This window comes from Burkholderiaceae bacterium, assembly GCA_024235995.1.
Classification (GTDB): domain Bacteria; phylum Pseudomonadota; class Gammaproteobacteria; order Burkholderiales; family Burkholderiaceae_C; genus Ottowia.
Genome location: JACKLI010000001.1, coordinates 1,602,104 through 1,618,092, shown reverse-complemented (window position 1 = coordinate 1,618,092; position 15,989 = coordinate 1,602,104). Strand labels below are relative to the sequence as shown.

The following is a 15,989-nucleotide window of genomic DNA, read 5'->3' as shown; positions in this document are numbered from 1 at the left end:
TTCTCCATCAAGGCGCGGTTTCAGGCCAAGCGCGGCCCGCCAAGTGTGACATTTTGTGCAAAGACCGCGACTTCAGGTGGCGCCTCGCCGCGTTGGCCCTTGCACGGCAAAAAATGCGGTCTAAAGTTGCAAAACTCGATCGCCAGTCGATCAAGAACAACAAGCCGAAGTCGGCAAACTCGCTCAGGGAATCGTCATGTATGCGTTGTGGCCATGGTTGCTGACCGCCCTCGCCGTGCTGTGCGCGGCATGGCTGTGGGCGCGTCGCCGCCCACCTGCGCCTGCGCCCGCACCCGCCCGCAAGCCACGCGTCCCGCCTGCCGTGGCCGTACAGCCGCGTCCCATGCTGGGGCGCACCGAGCTGCACACGTGGCACTGGCTGCGGCAGGTGTTTCCCGAGCATCACGTGATGGTCAAGCTGCCGGTCACGCGCTTTTGCAAGCCGCGCGACCGCTCCGCCGCCGAAGGCCTGTTTGCCATGCTCAGCGGCGTGTACTGCACCTTCACGCTGGCCGACGAGACGGGCCGCGCCATCGGCTGCGTGGACGTGATGGACCCGCATCGGCTCTCGCGCGGCAATCGCCAGCTCAAGCAGAACCTGCTGGCGCAGTGCCACGTCGGCTACTGGCTGCTGACGCCGGACGCTCTGCCCGAGCCCTGGGCCATCCGGGCCGAGTTCCTGGGCCTGGGCGCGACCGAGTCGAACGCCGGCGAGTCGGTCGAGCTGCAAACCGCCCGCGACAACCTGGTGGAAACGCTGGATCGACGGCGCAACGACCGGCGCTCGTCCCAAATGGCGCCGCTGGAGGGCGGTGGCGACGGGCCCCGCCTCACCGACTGGGGCCAGCCGGACTCGTTCCCGATCCCGCTGGACGATCGCGACGGCAACGGCCCGGCACGACGCTGAGCCCGGCTCCCTCATTCGGCCAGCCGGATGAAGTGCCGGCGGTAGTGCTCCAGCTCGTCGATCGACTCGTGCACGTCGGCCAGCGCGGTGTGTAGCTGCCGCTTCTTGAACGCCTGCATCACCTCGGGGCGCCAGCGCCGCGCCAGCTCCTTGAGCGTGCTGACGTCGATGCTGCGGTAGTGAAAGAACGCCTCCAGCCGCGGCATGTACCTGACCAGAAAGCGCCGGTCTTGCCCGATGGTGTTGCCGCACAGGGGCGACTGGCCCTTGCCCACGTAGCGCCGCAAAAACGCCAGCACCTCGTCTTCGGCCTGCGCCTCGGTCACGGCCGAGGCCTTGACCTTGGCGGTCAGGCCGCTGCGCCCGTGCGTGCCCTGGTTCCAGGCGTCCATGGCGTTCAGCACCTCGTCCGGCTGATGGATCACCAGCACCGGCCCTTCCACGCGCGGCGTCAGCTGCGGGCCGGTGACGATGACGGCGATCTCGATGATGCGCTCCTTCTCGGGGTCCAGTCCGGTCATCTCGCAGTCGAGCCAGACCAGGTTCTGCTCGGATTTGGCCAGCTCGGCGCTGGCGGCGGGGGCGGTGGCAAGGTCGTTCATGGGTTCGATTGTCCATGGAGCCCTAAACTGCATACTTCGGTTCTTTTTCCATCGCTTCCTTGACCGCCCTGACCCCCGCCCTTCTCACCTCGCTGGTCTTCGGCGCGGCCCTGCTGCTGAACGTGCTGGTCAAGCTGTGGCTGGCCTCGCGCCAGATCCGCGCCGTGGCGCGCCACCGCGGCGCCGTGCCGGCCGAGTTCGCGCGCGCGATCCCGCTGGAAACCCACCAGCGCGCCGCCGACTACACCGTGGCGCGGCTGCGCTTCGGCCTGCTGGAGCTGATGCTGGGCGCGGCGGTGCTGCTGGGCTGGACGCTGCTGGGCGGACTGGACGCGCTCAACGGCGCGCTGCTGGACGCCCTGGGCCCGCGGCCGCTGCTGCAGCCGCTGGCGCTGCTGGCGGCGTTCGCGCTGGTCAACGGCCTGATCGAGCTGCCGGCCAGCGCGTGGCAGACCTTCGTGATCGAGCAGCGCTTCGGCTTCAACCGCATGAGTGCGCGGCTGTGGTGGGCCGACCTGTTCAAGTCGGCGCTGCTGGGCGTGCTCATCGGCCTGCCGCTGGCCGCCGGCGTGCTGTGGCTGATGCAGGCCACGGGCAGCGCCTGGTGGCTGTGGACCTGGGGCGCGTGGATGGCGTTCTCGCTGCTGATGCTGGTGCTCTACCCGACCCTGATCGCGCCGCTGTTCAACACCTTCGAGCCCCTGGACGACGCGGTGCTGCGCGAGCGCGTGGCGGCCCTGATGGCGCGCTGTGGCTTTACCGCCAAGGGCCTGTTCGTGATGGACGGCAGCCGGCGCAGCGCGCACGCCAACGCCTACTTCACGGGCTTTGGCGCCGCCAAGCGGGTGGTGTTCTTCGACACGCTGCTGGCGCAGCTGACCCCGCCCGAGGTGGAGGCCGTGCTGGCGCACGAGCTGGGGCACTTTCGGCACCGGCACATCCTGCAGCGCATCGTCATGCTGTTCGCGCTCAGCTTCGCCGGCCTGGCACTGCTGGGCTGGCTGGCCGGGCAGAGCTGGTTCTACGCCGGCCTGGGCGTCACGCCCAACCTGCCGGCCAGCATGGGCGGGGCGGTGCCCAACCATGCGCTGGCGCTGCTGCTGTTCATGGGCGTGGTGCCGGTGTTCATGTTCTTCGTCTCGCCGCTGGCGGCCCAGCTCTCGCGCCGGCACGAGTTCCAGGCCGACGCCTACGCCGCGCACCAGGCCAGCGCGCAGGAGCTGAGCAACGCGCTGGTCAAGCTGTACAAGGACAACGCCAGCACGCTCACGCCCGACCCGCTGTACGTGCGCTTTTACTACTCGCACCCACCGGCCAGCGAGCGCATGGCCCACCTGGGCGCCCGGATGTCGCCCGCTTGAGCCCGCGCCCGCCACGACCCGCCCCCGTGGCGCCCGGCGCGCTGCGCGAGGGCCTGGTGGTGTCCAGCCACGGGCGCCACTGCGTGGTCGAGACGCCCGCCGGCGAGCGCGTGCGCTGCCACCCGCGCGGCAAGAAGCTGGAGGTGGTGGTGGGCGACCGCGTGCAGTGGCTGCCTTCGCAGGACGAGGGCACCATCGAGCGCACCCTGCCGCGGCGCAACTGGCTGTACCGCCAGGACGAGTTGCGCACCAAGTCCTTTGCCGCCAACCTGGACCAGGTGCTGGTCCTGCTGGCGGCCGAGCCGGAGTTCTCCGAGCACCAGCTGGCGCGCGCGCTGATCGCCTGCGAGGCGGCGCACATCGAGCCGCTGATCGTGCTGAACAAGGCCGACCTGGCGGCGCCCTTTGCCCGCGCCTGGGCGCGGCTGGCGCCGTACCGCGCCATGGGCTACAGCGTGCTCGCCATGGCCGCCAAGCCGCGCGGCGACGTGGCGCCGGGCGCCTGCTCGCTGGACGGCGTGGCGGCCGCGCTGCAGGGCCGCACCACGTTGATCCTGGGGCCTTCGGGCGCCGGCAAGAGCACGCTCATCAACCGCCTGGTCCCCGGCGCCGCCGCGCAGACGGGCGATATCTCGCAGGCGCTCAACTCCGGCAAGCACACCACGACCACGACCACGTGGTACTGGCTGGACGAGGCCGCCAGAACCAGCGCGCTGATCGACTCGCCCGGCTTTCAGGAGTTCGGCCTGCGCCACATCGACCCGATGCAGCTGGCCGCCTACATGCCCGACATCCGCCCCCACGTGGCCGACTGCCGCTTCTACAACTGCACGCACCTGCACGAGCCGGGCTGCGGTGTGATTTCAGTGGTCGAATCGGCCGCTGGCCCGCATCCCATCAGCGCCAGCAGATACAAAATCTATAGCGACCTGTTTGCCGAGCTGCGCGGCCGCGCCTGAAGAGTGGTTCAGTGGACAAGGTCCATGCGCCGCCGGATGCGCGCCGCCTCGTCGGCCTGGCCGCCCTGCTCGGCCCAGCGCGCCTGCACCCCCAGCCAGGCCAGCAGCGGGCGGCGCCAGCCCTGGCCGGAGGCGGTGTCCACCGCCTGCGCCACCACGGCGGGCGTGGCGCGGCCCTGGCGCAGCAGCACGGCGGCGGCGACCAGGCGCGCCAGCGGCTCGTCGATGGCGGCCACGTCCGTGCCGCCGGCCGCCACGGCGCGGTGCTGGGGCGGCAGCCGGGGCGCGTCGTCCGGCCCGGCCTGGCCGGCCAGGTAGCGGGCGTAGGCGCGCTCGGCCGCGCTGGCGTCGGGCGCCAGCGCGTCAAAGCCGGTGCAGGGCGCAAAGTCCAGGCTGGCCACCTGGGCGGCGCAGCGCGTCAGCTCCACGCGCGCCACCAGCTCGGGGCGGCCGGTGCGCGCCGTGTCGGCGCGGGCCAGGTCGAACTCGCGCCCGGCCACGCGGGTGTCGCCGCTCAGCCAGGCCTCGGTGAAGCGCTGCACGTGGCCGACGGCGCTGATGCGCCAGTCCGGCACTTTGGGGCCGCTGGCGCAGGCGGACAGGGCGCCAGCAGCTACAAAAACAAGAGCTATGCGATGCACGTTCATGGCAGCGACAGCTCCTGCTGGCGGGGCGCGAACGGCCACTTGCGGTTCAGCTCGGCGATCAAGGCGTCGATCTTGCGCAGGCTGCTTTCCACGTCGGCGCGCAGGTCGCCCAGGCCATCGGTGGCGCCGCGCGCGTTGCTGGCCACGGCCTGCACGTCCTTCAGCACCGCATCCACCTTCTGCACGCTCTGGCGCGCCTCCTGCAGCAGGCCGCCCAGTTGGCGCACGGCCTCGTGGCTGTCGGCCAGCAGGCCGTCCTTGCCCAACACCTGGCGGTCGGCCCGGGCCACCAGTGCATCCACCCGCTGCAGCAGCTGGTTGCTGCGCGCCAGCAGCTCGCCCACGCGCCGGGCGTCGGCGGCGTTGCCGGTGAGCGCCGCCACCAGCCCGCCCTGGCCGGTGTTCAGGCGCGCGCTGAAGGCCTGCAGCTCGCCCAGGGTCTGGCCCAGCGCGCCGTCGCTGGCCGTCAGCCGCGCGACGTTCTGCAGCACGTCGCGCACGTCGGACATCATCTTCGGGATCTCGGCCGCCACGTCGCCGCGCAGCACCACGCGCTCGGCGCCGGCCGCCAGCGGCGGGTCGTCGGGCACGCCGGTGAAGGCCCGCAGCCGCGCCGCGCCGACCAGGCCGCGCTCGAGCGTGAACACGCTGGAGCTGCGCAGCCAGTGCGCGTCGCGCACCGGCACGTCGACCTGGATGCGCACCGTGCCGCTGCCCACCAGCTCGATGCGGCGCACGCGGCCGATGGGAAAGCCGGCAAACGTCATGTCCATGCCGACCAGCACGCCGTCCGAGTCGTCGGTGCTCAGGTACAGGGGCTGCGTCTGCTCGAACGCGCCGCGCGCCCACATCAGGTACAGCGCGCTGCCCACCAGCAGCAGCGCCATGGCGATCAGGAGCATCACGGCGCGCCAGCGCACGCCGCGCGCCAGGGCATCGGACAGCGGCGGCTCGGGTGCGTCGGGGGTGAGCGTGGGGTCGGGCGTGGGCATGCGGCGAAGCTCAATAGTAGTTGCCCACCAGCGCCGCCATCTCGATCAGCAGCATCAGCACGAACATCTGCACCAGGCCCTGCAGCTCCACGCTGGTGCGCGCGCGCTTGCGCGGGATGTCGCGCAGGGCGTTGGCCACCGGCAGCAGGGCCACCGCGAGGGCGAACAGCCCGGTCTTCAGGCCGAAGATCAGGGTCACGGCGGGATTGAAGATCTGCCCCACCGCGCGGTTGTAGCGCGGCAGTGCCGCCAGCGTGAAGCCGTGCACGGCGACGTAGGTCAGCACCAGCGAGATCACGCAGCTGACGGCCGCCATCAGGCACACCGCCAGCACGCCGCCCAGCACGCGCGGCAGCACCTCGCGCGCCAGCGGGTCCGCGCCCTGCGCGCGCAGGGCCTCCAGGCCGCCGGCGCGGCGCCACTTGAACAGCTGCGAGCCGCCCGGAATGCTGTAGTCCACCGCCACGTACAGCGCCGCCACCAGCGGGATCAGCTCCAGCACCAGCACGCGCACCACGGCGTCCAGCGTGTACGGCTCCAGGCCATAGGCGAAGGCCGTGACCACCACGATGCGGATCACCACCACGTTGAACAGCGCCATCAGCACCGTGAAGCCCGGCAGGCCGGGCGCCGCGGCGCGCTCGATCTCGCGCAGCACGCCGGCGCCGGCCTGCGCGCGATAGCTGGACGGCGAAAACGCCAGCACCGCCAGCTGCGCGCCGGTGAACAGCACCAGCCACCAGCCGGCCAGCGCCCCCAGCAGGCCGCGCGCCGCACCCAGCAGCCAGCCTCCAAGCAAGCCTGCGCCCGTCATGGCGCCGATGATAGCGGGGGCGCCCCGTGGCGGCGCCCCGCCTGTTGCCTTCGTCACGAAAACGCGCCGCCGCTGTCGCTTTAGACACTCCGATCCAGTGCAAAGCCCGATGCGCTGCGCTATATTGCAGTGCAACAATTTGTCCATCGGACCACCATGCTCTATCACATCTACGAGGCTCAGCGCGCGCTCATCGAGCCCTTTGCCGAAATCGCCGACGCCGCCGCCAAGCTGTTCAACAACCCGCACCTGCCCTTCGGCCAGATGCCGATGTCGCAGCGTGTGGCCGCGTCCTACGCGCTGTTCCACCGCCTGGGCAAGGACTACGTCAAGCCCGAGTTCGGCATCCGCCAGGTGCCGGTCGACGGCGTGCAGGTGGCCATCGACGAGCGCATCGAGATCGACAAGCCGTTTTGCGAGCTGCGCCGCTTCAAGCGCTTCTCGGACGACCCGGCCACCCTGGCCAAGCTCAAGGAACAGCCGCCGGTTCTGATCGTGGCGCCGCTGTCGGGCCACCATGCCACGCTGCTGCGCGACACCGTGCGTACCATGCTGCAGGACCACAAGGTCTACATCACCGACTGGAAGAACGCGCGCCTGGTGCCGCTGTCCGAGGGCGAGTTCCACCTGGACGACTACATCAACTACGTGCAGGAGTTCATCCGCCACCTGCAGTCCAAGTACGGCAACTGCCACGTGGTCAGCGTGTGCCAGCCCACGGTGCCGGTGCTGGCCGCCGTCTCGCTGATGGCCAGCCGCGGCGAACTGACACCGCTGACCATGACCATGATGGGCGGCCCGATCGACGCACGCCGCTCGCCCACCCAGGTCAACAACCTGGCCACGCAGCGCAGCTTCTCGTGGTTCGAGAACAACGTGATCTACCGCGTGCCGCACAACTTCCCCGGCGCCGGCCGGCGCGTGTATCCCGGCTTCATGCAGTACACCGGCTTCGTGGCCATGAACCCCGACCGCCACGCCACCAGCCACTGGGACTACTTCCGCGACCTGGTGCGCGGCGACGAGTCCAGCGCCGAGACGCACCGCAAGTTCTACGACGAGTACAACGCCGTGCTCGACATGGACGCCAACTTCTACCTGGAAACCATCCGGACCGTGTTCCAGGACTTCAACCTGATGCAGGGCACCTGGGACGTGCGCTCGCCCGCCGGCAAGCTCGAGCGCGTGCGCCCGCAGGACATCTCCGGCACCGCCCTGCTCACCGTCGAGGGCGAGCTCGACGACATCTCCGGCTCGGGCCAGACCAAGGCCGCGCACGACCTGTGCACCGGCATCCCGGCCAAGCAAGGGCTCCACTACGAGGTGCCGCAGGCCGGCCACTACGGTATCTTCAGCGGCCGGCGCTGGCGCCAGCAGGTGTATCCGCGCATCAAGGACTTCATTGCCGCGCACCCGCTGCCGCCCGGCGCCGCCAGCGCGCCCAGCGCCAGCGTGACCCAGCTGGACGTCCGCCCGGCCCGCGGCAGCGCCAAGAGCGCCCGAGAGACCCGCAAGGCGGCCTAAGAAGGCGTGAGCCACGCGGCGCCCGCGCGCCGCACGCCGACGTGACCCCGACCGAGACACTGGCCGAGCGCCTGCTCGGCGCACTGCCGCAAACCCAGTGCACGCGCTGCGGCTACCCGGACTGCGCCGGTTACGCCGAGGCCATGGCGGCGGGCCAGGCCGACATCAACCAGTGCCCGCCCGGCGGCGCCGAAGGCGTGCAGCGCCTGGCGGCGCTGACGGGCCGGCCCGCGCGGCCGCTGGACCCGGCCAGGGGGCAGGAAGGCCCGCGCGGCGTGGCCTGGATCGACGAGGACGGGTGCATCGGCTGCACCCTGTGCATTGCCGCCTGCCCGGTGGACTGCATCGTAGGCAGCCCCAAGCGCATGCACACCGTGATCGAGGCCGACTGCACCGGCTGCGAGCTGTGCGTGCCCGCCTGCCCGGTCGATTGCATCCACATGCAGGCCGTCACCGGCGAGCGCACCGGCTGGGCCGCCTGGTCCGGTGAGCAGGCCCGGTCGGCCCGCGCGCGCTACGCCGCCACCCAGGAGCGGCGCCAGGCCGTGCCCGCCCAGAAGCATGAGCCCCGGGCCGATGCGAAGGCCGACACCGCAGGGAGCGACGCCACCGCGCCGGAGCGCAAGCGCGCCATGATCGAAGCGGCGTTGGCGCGGGCACGCCAACAACGCCCGGGGCCGTAGCCCCGGATCAGTGGGCCCCGCTCGCTTCGGCCGAGGCCGGGCCGTGCATCCGCCGCGCGATCCACACCAGCGGAATCAGCGCCAGGAACAGCAGCGCCGACAGATAGAAGATTTCCTGCGTCGAGATCATGAAGGCCTGCTGCGTCAGCAGCCGGTCGATCAGGCCCAGCGACTGCTGGTGACCCAGGCCCATGGCCTGCATCTGCTGCAGCGTCTGCTCGACCACCGGGCGGCCGCTGTTGATGCTCTCGGCCAGTTGCGCGTGGTGCAGCGTGGCGCGGTCTTCCCAGGCCGTGGTGGCGATCGACACGCCGAAGGCGCCGGCGGTGATGCGCGTGAAGTTGGACAGCCCCGCCGCCGCTGGAATGCGCGAGGGGTGCAGGCCCGACAGCGTGATGGTGACCAGCGGAATGAAGAAGCCCGCCATGCCGATGCCCTGGATCAGCGTGGGGATCATGATGGTGACGAAGTCGGTCTCCACCGTGAACTGCGAGCGCAGCCAGAACACCAGGAAGAACACCACGAACGAGACCGTGACGTACACGCGCGGATCGACCCGGTTCATGGTCACGCCCACCACCGGCGACAGCACGATGGCCATCAGCCCCACCGGCGCCAGCACCATGCCGGCCTGCGTGGCGGTGTAGCCCATGAACTGCTGCAGCCACAGCGGCAGCAGCACCACGTTGCCGATGAACACGCCGTAGGCCACGGCGGTGGTCAGCGCGCCCGACCAGAAGTTGCGCCGCCGAAACAGCGACAGGTCGACCACCGGGTGCTTCTCGGTCAGCTCCCAGGCCATGAAGAAGGCGAAGCCCACCACGGCCACGACCGCGAAGCCGACGATCTGCGGCGAGGCGAACCAGTCCAGCTCCTTGCCCTTGTCCAGCATCAGCTGCAGCGCGCCCACCCACAGCACCAGCAGCGCCAGGCCGACGAAGTCGATCGGCAGGCGCTGCGTGGGCGTCTCGCGCTTGTGGTAGATCGCCCAGGTGGCGCCCGCCGACAGGATGCCGACCGGCACGTTGATGTAGAAGATCCAGGGCCAGCTGATGTTGTCGGTGATCCAGCCGCCCAGCAGCGGCCCGGTGATGGGCGCCACCAGGGTGGTGATAGACCACATGGCCATGGCCAGGCCGGCCTGGCGCGGCGGATAGCTGGACAGCAGCAGGGTCTGCGACAGCGGAATCATGGGCCCGGCCACAAAGCCCTGCAGCACCCGGAACACGATCAGCATGGTCATGTTGGGCGCCATGCCGCACAGCCAGGAGGTGATCGAGAACAGCAGCACGGAGGCCATGAACAGCCGCACCTGGCCGATGCGCTGCGTCAGCCAGCCGGTAAGCGGCACCGCGATGGCGTTGGCCACGGCGAAGCTGGTGATGACCCAGGTGCCCTGCACCGGGCTCACGCCCAGGTCGCCCGCGATGGCCGGCAGCGACACGTTGGCGATGGTCGAGTCCAGCACGTTCATGAACGTGGCGGCCGACAGCGCCAGCGTGCCCAGCACGCGGGCGCTGCCCTGCAGCGGGGGATGCGCGACGTGGGCGGCACTCATGCGGCGGACCCGAAAACCAGGTTACTATTGTTTTTATAGCTTATTGGGCTGGATCGGCGCGGGCCAGGGGCCGATTTCATCATGAACCCTTGGCCGCCGCGCGGCCCAGGTTGCGCGCGATGATCTGCTGCACGCGCTGCTCGGCGCCCTGCCCCGCGTCGGCGAACACCGCCGTCCTGGCCAGCGGCTCGGCGCGCGCGGCGTCGGTCAGCTCGGGGCCGCTCTGGTCGCTCACGTCCACGCGCGCCAGCATCGACAGGCCCACGCGCAGCGGGTGGTCCTTGAGCTGCCCGGGCTCGAGCGCGATGCGCACCGGCACGCGCTGCACCACCTTGATCCAGTTGCCGGTGGCGTTCTGCGCCGGCAGCAGGGCCGAGGCCGCGCCGGTGGACACGCCCAGGCCGCTGATCGTGCCGTTGAACACCACCTTGCTGCCGTAGGCATCGGCCGTCAGGCGCACCGGCTGCCCGATGTGGATGCGGCGCAGCTGGTTTTCCTTGAAATTGGCCTCCACCCACACCTGGCCCAGCGGCACCACGGTCAGCAGCGGCGTGCCGGCGGCCACGCGCTGGCCCAGCTGCACGGTGCGCTTGCCGACGTAGCCCGACACCGGCGCCGGCAGCAGCGTGCGGTGCGCGGCCAGCCAGGCCTCGCGCAGCTTGGCGGCCGCCGCCAGCACGCTGGGGTGCTGCGCCACGGGCGTGCCGTCGGTCAGCGCCTGGTTGCTGGCCAGCTGCTCCTGCGCCGCGCTGACCCCAGCCTGCGCCGCCTTCAGCGAGCTTTGGGCGGCGGTGACCTGGGCGCGCGCATGGGCCAGCTCCTCGCCCGACACCGCGCCGCCGCCGGCCAGGCCCTGGCGCCGCGCCACATCCTGCTCGGCCGTGGCCAGCTGGGTGCGCGCCTTGGCCACGTCGGCCTCGCGCAGGCGCACCTGGGCCTCAAGCGCGCTGTTGTTGGCGTACAGCGTGCGCACCTGGCGCACGGTCTGGCCCAGCGCGGCCTCGGCCTGCGCCAGCGCCAGCTCGGCGTCGGCGCCGTCCAGCTGCACCAGCGGCGCGCCGGCCTGCACGCGGTCGGTCTCGTCGGCGTAGATGGCCGTCACCGTGCCGCCGATCTGCGGCGTGATCTGCACCACGTTGCCCTGCACGTAGGCGTTGTCGGTGTCCTCGAAGTGCGCCAGCACCAGCCGGTCGTACACGCCCCAGGCCAGGCCGCACAGCAGCACCACGGCCGCCAGGCCCAGCAGCACGCGCTTGCGCCGGCCGTTGGTGCCCGCTTCTTCCGCGGGCGGCGGCGATGCTTTGTTTTCAGGAGCATTCGGCGCTTGCGGCGTGCCGGCTTGCGTCGGTTCGGACATCGGGTCTTTCCTTCCAATCAGGGGTTCGAGGCGGCGGTGGTCTGCGCGGCCGGCTGCCAGCCGCCGCCCATGGCCTGCGCCAGGCCCACCTGCGCCAGCAGCGCCTGCGCGCCCAGCTCGACCGCCTGGCGGCGCTGCGCCAGCACGGCGCTCTCGGCCACCAGCACGTTCAGGTAGGTGGCCAGGCCGGCGCCGTAGCGCTGGCGGGCAATGGTCCAGGCCGCCTCGGCCGCCTGCAGCGCGTGCGCCTGCTCGCCCTGCTGGCGCGCCACGGCCTGCACGGCCAGCGACTGGTCGGCCACCTCGCGCATGGCGTCGATCACGGTGGCGTTGTAGCTTTCGATGGCGGCGTCCTCGTCGGCAACCTGCCCGCGCAGGTTGCCGCGCAGGCGCCCGCCCTCGAAGATGGGCAGGCTGAGCGCCGGGCCCACGCCCCACTCGGCGCTGCCCGAGCGCAGCAGGTTGCCGAAGCCCAGGCTTTGCAGCCCGACGAAACCCGCCAGGTTGATGTTGGGATAGAACTGCGCGCGCGCGGCCTGCACCTGGCCTTGCGCGGCCTGCACGCGCCAGCGCGCGGCGGCGATGTCGGCACGCCGGCCCAGCCAGTCGGCGCTGAGCTCGCGCGGCACCGCCAGCGCCTTCAGCTGCGCCAGCCGCGGCGCCTGCAGCCCGGCGGGCAGGCGCGGCTGCCCCAGCAGGGCCGCCAGCGCGTGGCCCGTGGCCTGCTCCTGCTGCTCCAGCGCGGCCACTTGCGTGCGCGTGTCGGCGCGGCTGCTTTCGTTCTGGCGCACGGCCAGCTGGTTGTCCAGGCCGGCGCGGGTGCGCTCGCGCGCCAGCTGCAGCATCTGCTGCTGCTGCGCCAGCGTGCGTTCGGCCAGGGCGTGCTGGTCCTGCAGGCGCGCCCACTGCACGTAGGTGCGCACCACGTTGGCGGCCAGCAGCACGCGCGCGGCGTCGTGCTCGGCCTGCGCGGCGCGCGCCTGGCCGATGGCGGCCTGCAGCTGGCCGGCGTTGCGGCCGAAAAAGTCCAGCGCCCAGCTGCCCTGGGCCTGCAGGTTGCCCAGGCTTTGCACCGAGCCGCCCAGCGGCGGCGGATAGATGTAGTGGCTGGAAAAGCGCTGGCGGTTGAGGCCCAGCGTGCCATTGACCTGCGGGCCGTCGGCCGCCTGCACCACGGCGATGGCGCTGTCGGCCTTGGCCACGCGGGCACTGGCCACGCGCAGGTTCGGGTTGTCCTGCAGGGCCTGGGCCACCAGCCGGTCCAGCTGGGCGTCGCCCAGCCGCGTCCACCAGTCGGCGGCCGGGGCCAGCGCCGCGGCGTCGGCGTTGGCCGGGGTGGTCGGCAGGCCCAGCGCGGCGGCGTCGCGCAGGGTGGCGCCGGGTGCGATGCCGCTCGGGTCGGCGCACGCCGACAACAGGGCTGCCGCCAGCGCCGCCGCCAGCATGCCGGTGCGATGAAAAGTCATGATGCGTCCTTGTGGACCGGCAAGGCCAGGGCGGCCTCGGTCAGACGGGCCAGCAGGGCCTGAAACTGCGCCCATTCCTGCGGCGTGAAGCCGGACAGGGCCTGGTTGTAAACCTCGCACAGAATGCGCGGCACGCGCTCGGCCACGGCCACGCCCGCCGGTGTCAGCTGGATGTGCACCACCCGGCGGTCGCTCTGGCTGCGCACGCGCCGGCACAGGCCCTTTTTCTCCAGCCGGTCGAGCAGGCGCGTCATCGAGCCGGCGTCGACCGTGCACACGCGCGCCAGCTCGGCCACGGTGTCGGCGTAGCCCGCATGGACCTTGTGCAGCGGCAGCCATTGCGGCAGCGTGGAGCTGCCGGGATCGATCTGCTCGTTGACGCGCTGCGCCAGCGCCAGCTGGGCCCGGCGCAGCATGTAGATCAGCCCGTTTTCGGCACGCGCATGCTCCGCCACGTAGTAGCGCGGGGGCGGTGCGGACTTGACTGGCTTGCTTGGCATGGCGGGAAGGCCGCAATTATTAATTGCCTATGCAAACATTGTCAAGCCAATTTTTGCATGGATTGGATCGGCCGGATTGCCCCAAGAACGTGTTCACGAACTCCTCATGGTGCCCGCAAGGCAGCAAAAAGCCGCCATCGAGGCGCGCGCCGCAGGCCATGCCGGCGGCCTGGCCAAGGTGCGCAACGACGAGTGCGGCTTTTTTGCTGCCTTGCCCGAAGGGTTGCCCTGCAAAGGGCACTACGAGGAGATCGCAAACACGTTCTAAAGCGAGCCGGCTTTGAGTGCGGCGGTGATTTCCTCCGAGTGCTCACCCAAACGCGGAGGACGCCTGACCGGAAGACGATGGCCGTCAAAGCGCCAGGGCGAGGACAACACCGACACCTCGCCAGCCGAGGGGTGGGGCAGTCTGTTGAGCAGGCCCGCTGCTTGTGTTCTGGTGCCAACAAGCGCTTCGTGCAGGCCCAGCACCTGCCCGTTGGGAATGCCAGCTGCCGTCAGCCTGTCGAGCAACGCTTGCCGGGGGTGCCTGAGCAGTTCCGCGTGCAGCAGCGCGGAGAGGGCCTCGCGGTTTTGGGCTCGCTTGAGGTTGGTCTCGAAACGCGCGTCGTGCGCAAGATCGGGGCGCCCGAGCACGTCGATGCAGAAATTTTGATACTGGCGGTTGTTGCCCACCGCGATGACCAGCGGGCCGTCGGCCGACTGGAACACGCCGTAGGGCACGATGGAAGGGTGCTCGTTGCCGTAGCGCGGCGGATCGTCGCCCAGCAGCAGCGCCTCCAGCCCGTAGTAGGAGCTGATCATGACCCCGCAGTCGTACAGCGCGAGGTCGATGCGGCATCCCTTGCCGGTGGACCGGGTCTTGAACAGCGCGGCGAGCACGGCTTGCGCCGCGTACATGCCGGTGAAAAGATCCACCGCCGCAACGCCGAACTTGAGCGGCGGCCGGCCTGCTTCGCCATTGATGCCCATCAATCCGCTTTCGCCCTGGATCACGAGGTCGTAGCCTGGCCGGGCCGCCTCCGGCCCCGCGCGGTCGTAGCCCGCAATGGCGCAGTAGACGATTTTCGGATTGAGAGCCTTCAGGTCTTCATAGCCCAGTCCGAACCGCTCCATGCCGCCGGACTTGAAGTTCTCCACCACCACATCGGACTGGGCCGCAAGCTGCCGGATGGTCGCCGCACCTTCTGCCGTGCCGATGTCGACGGCGATGGAGCGCTTGTTGCGGTTGAAGCCATAGAAGTAGGTGGTTTCGCCCGGGGCGATCTGCATGCCCCAGTCGCGCGTGTCGTCGCCGCGCTGCGGATGCTCCACCTTGATGACATCGGCGCCCAGATCGGCCAGCACCATGGTGCTCAAGGGGCCTGCCAGCACGCGGGAAAGATCGAGCACCTTGACGCCGGACAGCGGAAGATCGGTTTGCATGATTGAAGCCTTTTGCCAACGATTCGTAGGGTCGGCATCGTAGATACAAGTCCCTGGCAACACTTTTTCCTGCTGTCCCAATGTCCCAAATAAACAAATTAATGCCCCAATAAAGCAAATTTTTGTCGGAAATTCTCTCCATACTTAATATGCATCAATTGACATCACGGCACACGAAGGAGACAACATTTTGAAAACAACAGCGAAAGTGGCCGTGCGCGCCACCATGGCATTCGCAGCATGGGCGCTCGCTGCCAGCGCCTGGGCGTGGGCCGACCGTCCGATCCGGCTGATCGTGCCGGCACCGGCTGGCGGCACCGCGGACACCATCGCCCGCGTCGTCGGGCAACAGCTGTCGACCGACATCGGGCAGCCGGTGGTGGTCGAGAACAAGCCGGGCGCGGCGGCCTCCATCGGTCTGCAGGCCATGCTGCAGGCAGCGCCCGATGGCCAGACCCTGGCGATGGTGCCCAGCAACGTGCTGACCGAAAGCCCGCACGTGATGAAGCTGCCGTACGACCCGCTCAAGGACATCCTGCCGATCGCGACCCTGGTCCGCTCGGGGGTCGTCCTGGTCACGCCGGCAAGCACCCCCGCGCGTGATTTCGCCAGCCTGGTGACCTATCTGAAGACCCGCAAGGGGGCCTATTCCACCTACAGCGCGGGCACCGCCTCCCACTATGCCGGCCTGATCCTGAGCGACAAGGCAGGCCTGGACATGCAGCACGTGGGCTACGCCGGTTCGCCCCCCGCGTTGCTGGCCTTGATGGGCGGGCAGGTGGATTTCATGTTCGACGGCATCCTGACTTCCTTGCCCATGATCAAGAGCGGCAAGCTGCGCGCCTATGCCTTCTCGGGCAAACAGCGTTCGCGCCTCCTGCCCGACGTACCCACCACGGCCGAGGTGGGCTATCCCGAACTGCAGTTCATGGGCTGGATCGGCCTGGTGGGCTCGGCCAAGCTGCCAGCGGACGTGCTGGCCAAGGTCCAGGCCGCCGTGAAGAAAGCGGCCAGCGAGCCCGCCGTGCAGAAGCGGCTGGCCGAGCTGGGCGAGCCCGACCTCAGCGTCGACACGCCCGCGATCCAGCGCGAAGACACGGCGGTTTCGGAGCGCAACGCCGCCATTGTCAAGAAGTACGGCATCAAGAGCTTTTGAACCCCCCGATCTTCACGGGTTCCTGACATAGGAGACAT

General features: G+C 70.2%; 16 protein-coding genes. 7 read left to right on the top strand and 9 right to left on the bottom strand.

Annotated features, from left to right (window positions below; genetic code table 11):
* Positions 1-343 precede the first annotated feature (343 nt).
* Entirely contained in the window at positions 344-907 is a 564-nt protein-coding gene (locus H6927_07805; protein MCP5218008.1) for a hypothetical protein, read from the top strand.
* Between the two features lie 11 nt (positions 908-918).
* On the opposite strand, the gene orn is transcribed toward H6927_07805, so the two are convergent.
* Positions 919-1,509 carry an oligoribonuclease gene (gene orn, locus H6927_07800; protein ID MCP5218007.1) on the bottom strand — a complete coding sequence of 197 codons (591 nt, stop codon included), beginning with the start codon at positions 1,507-1,509 and terminating at the stop codon, positions 919-921.
* A gap of 68 nt (positions 1,510-1,577) precedes the next feature.
* On the opposite strand from orn, the gene H6927_07795 reads away from it, so the two are divergent.
* Together H6927_07795 and rsgA are read left to right on the top strand one after the other, a co-directional pair.
* Positions 1,578-2,870 carry a M48 family metallopeptidase gene (locus H6927_07795; protein ID MCP5218006.1) on the top strand — a complete coding sequence of 431 codons (1,293 nt, stop codon included), beginning with the start codon at positions 1,578-1,580 and terminating at the stop codon, positions 2,868-2,870.
* A gap of 53 nt (positions 2,871-2,923) precedes the next feature.
* Positions 2,924-3,829 carry a ribosome small subunit-dependent GTPase A gene (gene rsgA, locus H6927_07790; GenBank protein MCP5218005.1) on the top strand — a complete coding sequence of 302 codons (906 nt, stop codon included), beginning with the start codon at positions 2,924-2,926 and terminating at the stop codon, positions 3,827-3,829.
* 8 nt (positions 3,830-3,837) lie between these two features.
* Here rsgA and H6927_07785 read toward each other — a convergent pair whose 3' ends face one another.
* The 3 genes from H6927_07785 to H6927_07775 are packed head-to-tail and all read right to left on the bottom strand — an operon-like array spanning position 3,838 to position 6,282.
* On the bottom strand, positions 3,838-4,476 hold the full coding sequence (locus H6927_07785) for a hypothetical protein (protein ID MCP5218004.1): 639 nt from the start codon (positions 4,474-4,476) through the stop codon (positions 3,838-3,840).
* A complete protein-coding gene (locus tag H6927_07780) occupies positions 4,473-5,468 on the bottom strand; it encodes a mammalian cell entry protein (GenBank protein ID MCP5218003.1) in 996 nt (331 codons plus the stop codon). Before H6927_07780 ends, H6927_07785 begins: the two co-directional genes overlap by 4 nt.
* 10 nt (positions 5,469-5,478) lie before the next feature.
* On the bottom strand, positions 5,479-6,282 hold the full coding sequence (locus tag H6927_07775) for an ABC transporter permease (GenBank protein ID MCP5218002.1): 804 nt from the start codon (positions 6,280-6,282) through the stop codon (positions 5,479-5,481).
* A gap of 156 nt (positions 6,283-6,438) precedes the next feature.
* On the opposite strand from H6927_07775, the gene H6927_07770 reads away from it, so the two are divergent.
* Positions 6,439-7,806, top strand: coding sequence for a polyhydroxyalkanoate depolymerase (locus H6927_07770; protein ID MCP5218001.1), 1,368 nt, complete (start codon positions 6,439-6,441; stop codon positions 7,804-7,806).
* A gap of 41 nt (positions 7,807-7,847) precedes the next feature.
* Positions 7,848-8,489: an electron transport complex subunit RsxB gene (gene rsxB / locus H6927_07765; protein ID MCP5218000.1), complete on the top strand. Its 642-nt coding sequence runs from the start codon at positions 7,848-7,850 to the stop codon at positions 8,487-8,489.
* 7 nt (positions 8,490-8,496) lie between these two features.
* On the opposite strand, the gene H6927_07760 is transcribed toward rsxB, so the two are convergent.
* The 4 genes from H6927_07760 to H6927_07745 all read right to left on the bottom strand — a co-directional run bounded on the left by H6927_07760 (position 8,497) and on the right by H6927_07745 (position 13,370).
* A complete protein-coding gene (locus H6927_07760) occupies positions 8,497-10,047 on the bottom strand; it encodes a DHA2 family efflux MFS transporter permease subunit (GenBank protein ID MCP5217999.1) in 1,551 nt (516 codons plus the stop codon).
* Positions 10,048-10,126: 79 nt separating this feature from the next.
* The gene (locus H6927_07755) at positions 10,127-11,404 is read right to left on the bottom strand and encodes an efflux RND transporter periplasmic adaptor subunit (protein ID MCP5217998.1); all 1,278 of its coding nucleotides are present in this window, start codon (positions 11,402-11,404) and stop codon (positions 10,127-10,129) included.
* Positions 11,405-11,421: 17 nt separating this feature from the next.
* On the bottom strand, positions 11,422-12,870 hold the full coding sequence (locus H6927_07750; GenBank protein ID MCP5217997.1) for an efflux transporter outer membrane subunit: 1,449 nt from the start codon (positions 12,868-12,870) through the stop codon (positions 11,422-11,424).
* Complete coding sequence (locus H6927_07745; GenBank protein MCP5217996.1) at positions 12,867-13,370, bottom strand: MarR family transcriptional regulator; 504 nt, start codon at positions 13,368-13,370, stop codon at positions 12,867-12,869. The genes H6927_07750 and H6927_07745 overlap by 4 nt, the downstream gene beginning before the upstream one ends.
* Here H6927_07745 and H6927_07740 point away from each other — a divergent pair.
* Positions 13,351-13,638 (top strand): hypothetical protein, encoded by a 288-nt coding sequence (locus tag H6927_07740; protein ID MCP5217995.1) that lies wholly within the window; start codon positions 13,351-13,353, stop codon positions 13,636-13,638. The genes H6927_07745 and H6927_07740 overlap by 20 nt on opposite strands.
* Here H6927_07740 and H6927_07735 read toward each other — a convergent pair.
* Entirely contained in the window at positions 13,635-14,795 is a 1,161-nt protein-coding gene (locus H6927_07735; GenBank protein ID MCP5217994.1) for a CoA transferase, read from the bottom strand. The genes H6927_07740 and H6927_07735 overlap by 4 nt on opposite strands.
* A gap of 226 nt (positions 14,796-15,021) precedes the next feature.
* On the opposite strand from H6927_07735, the gene H6927_07730 reads away from it, so the two are divergent.
* Positions 15,022-15,951, top strand: a complete 930-nt coding sequence (locus tag H6927_07730) for a tripartite tricarboxylate transporter substrate binding protein (protein ID MCP5217993.1) — start codon at positions 15,022-15,024, stop codon at positions 15,949-15,951.
* Positions 15,952-15,989: the final 38 nt, after the last annotated feature.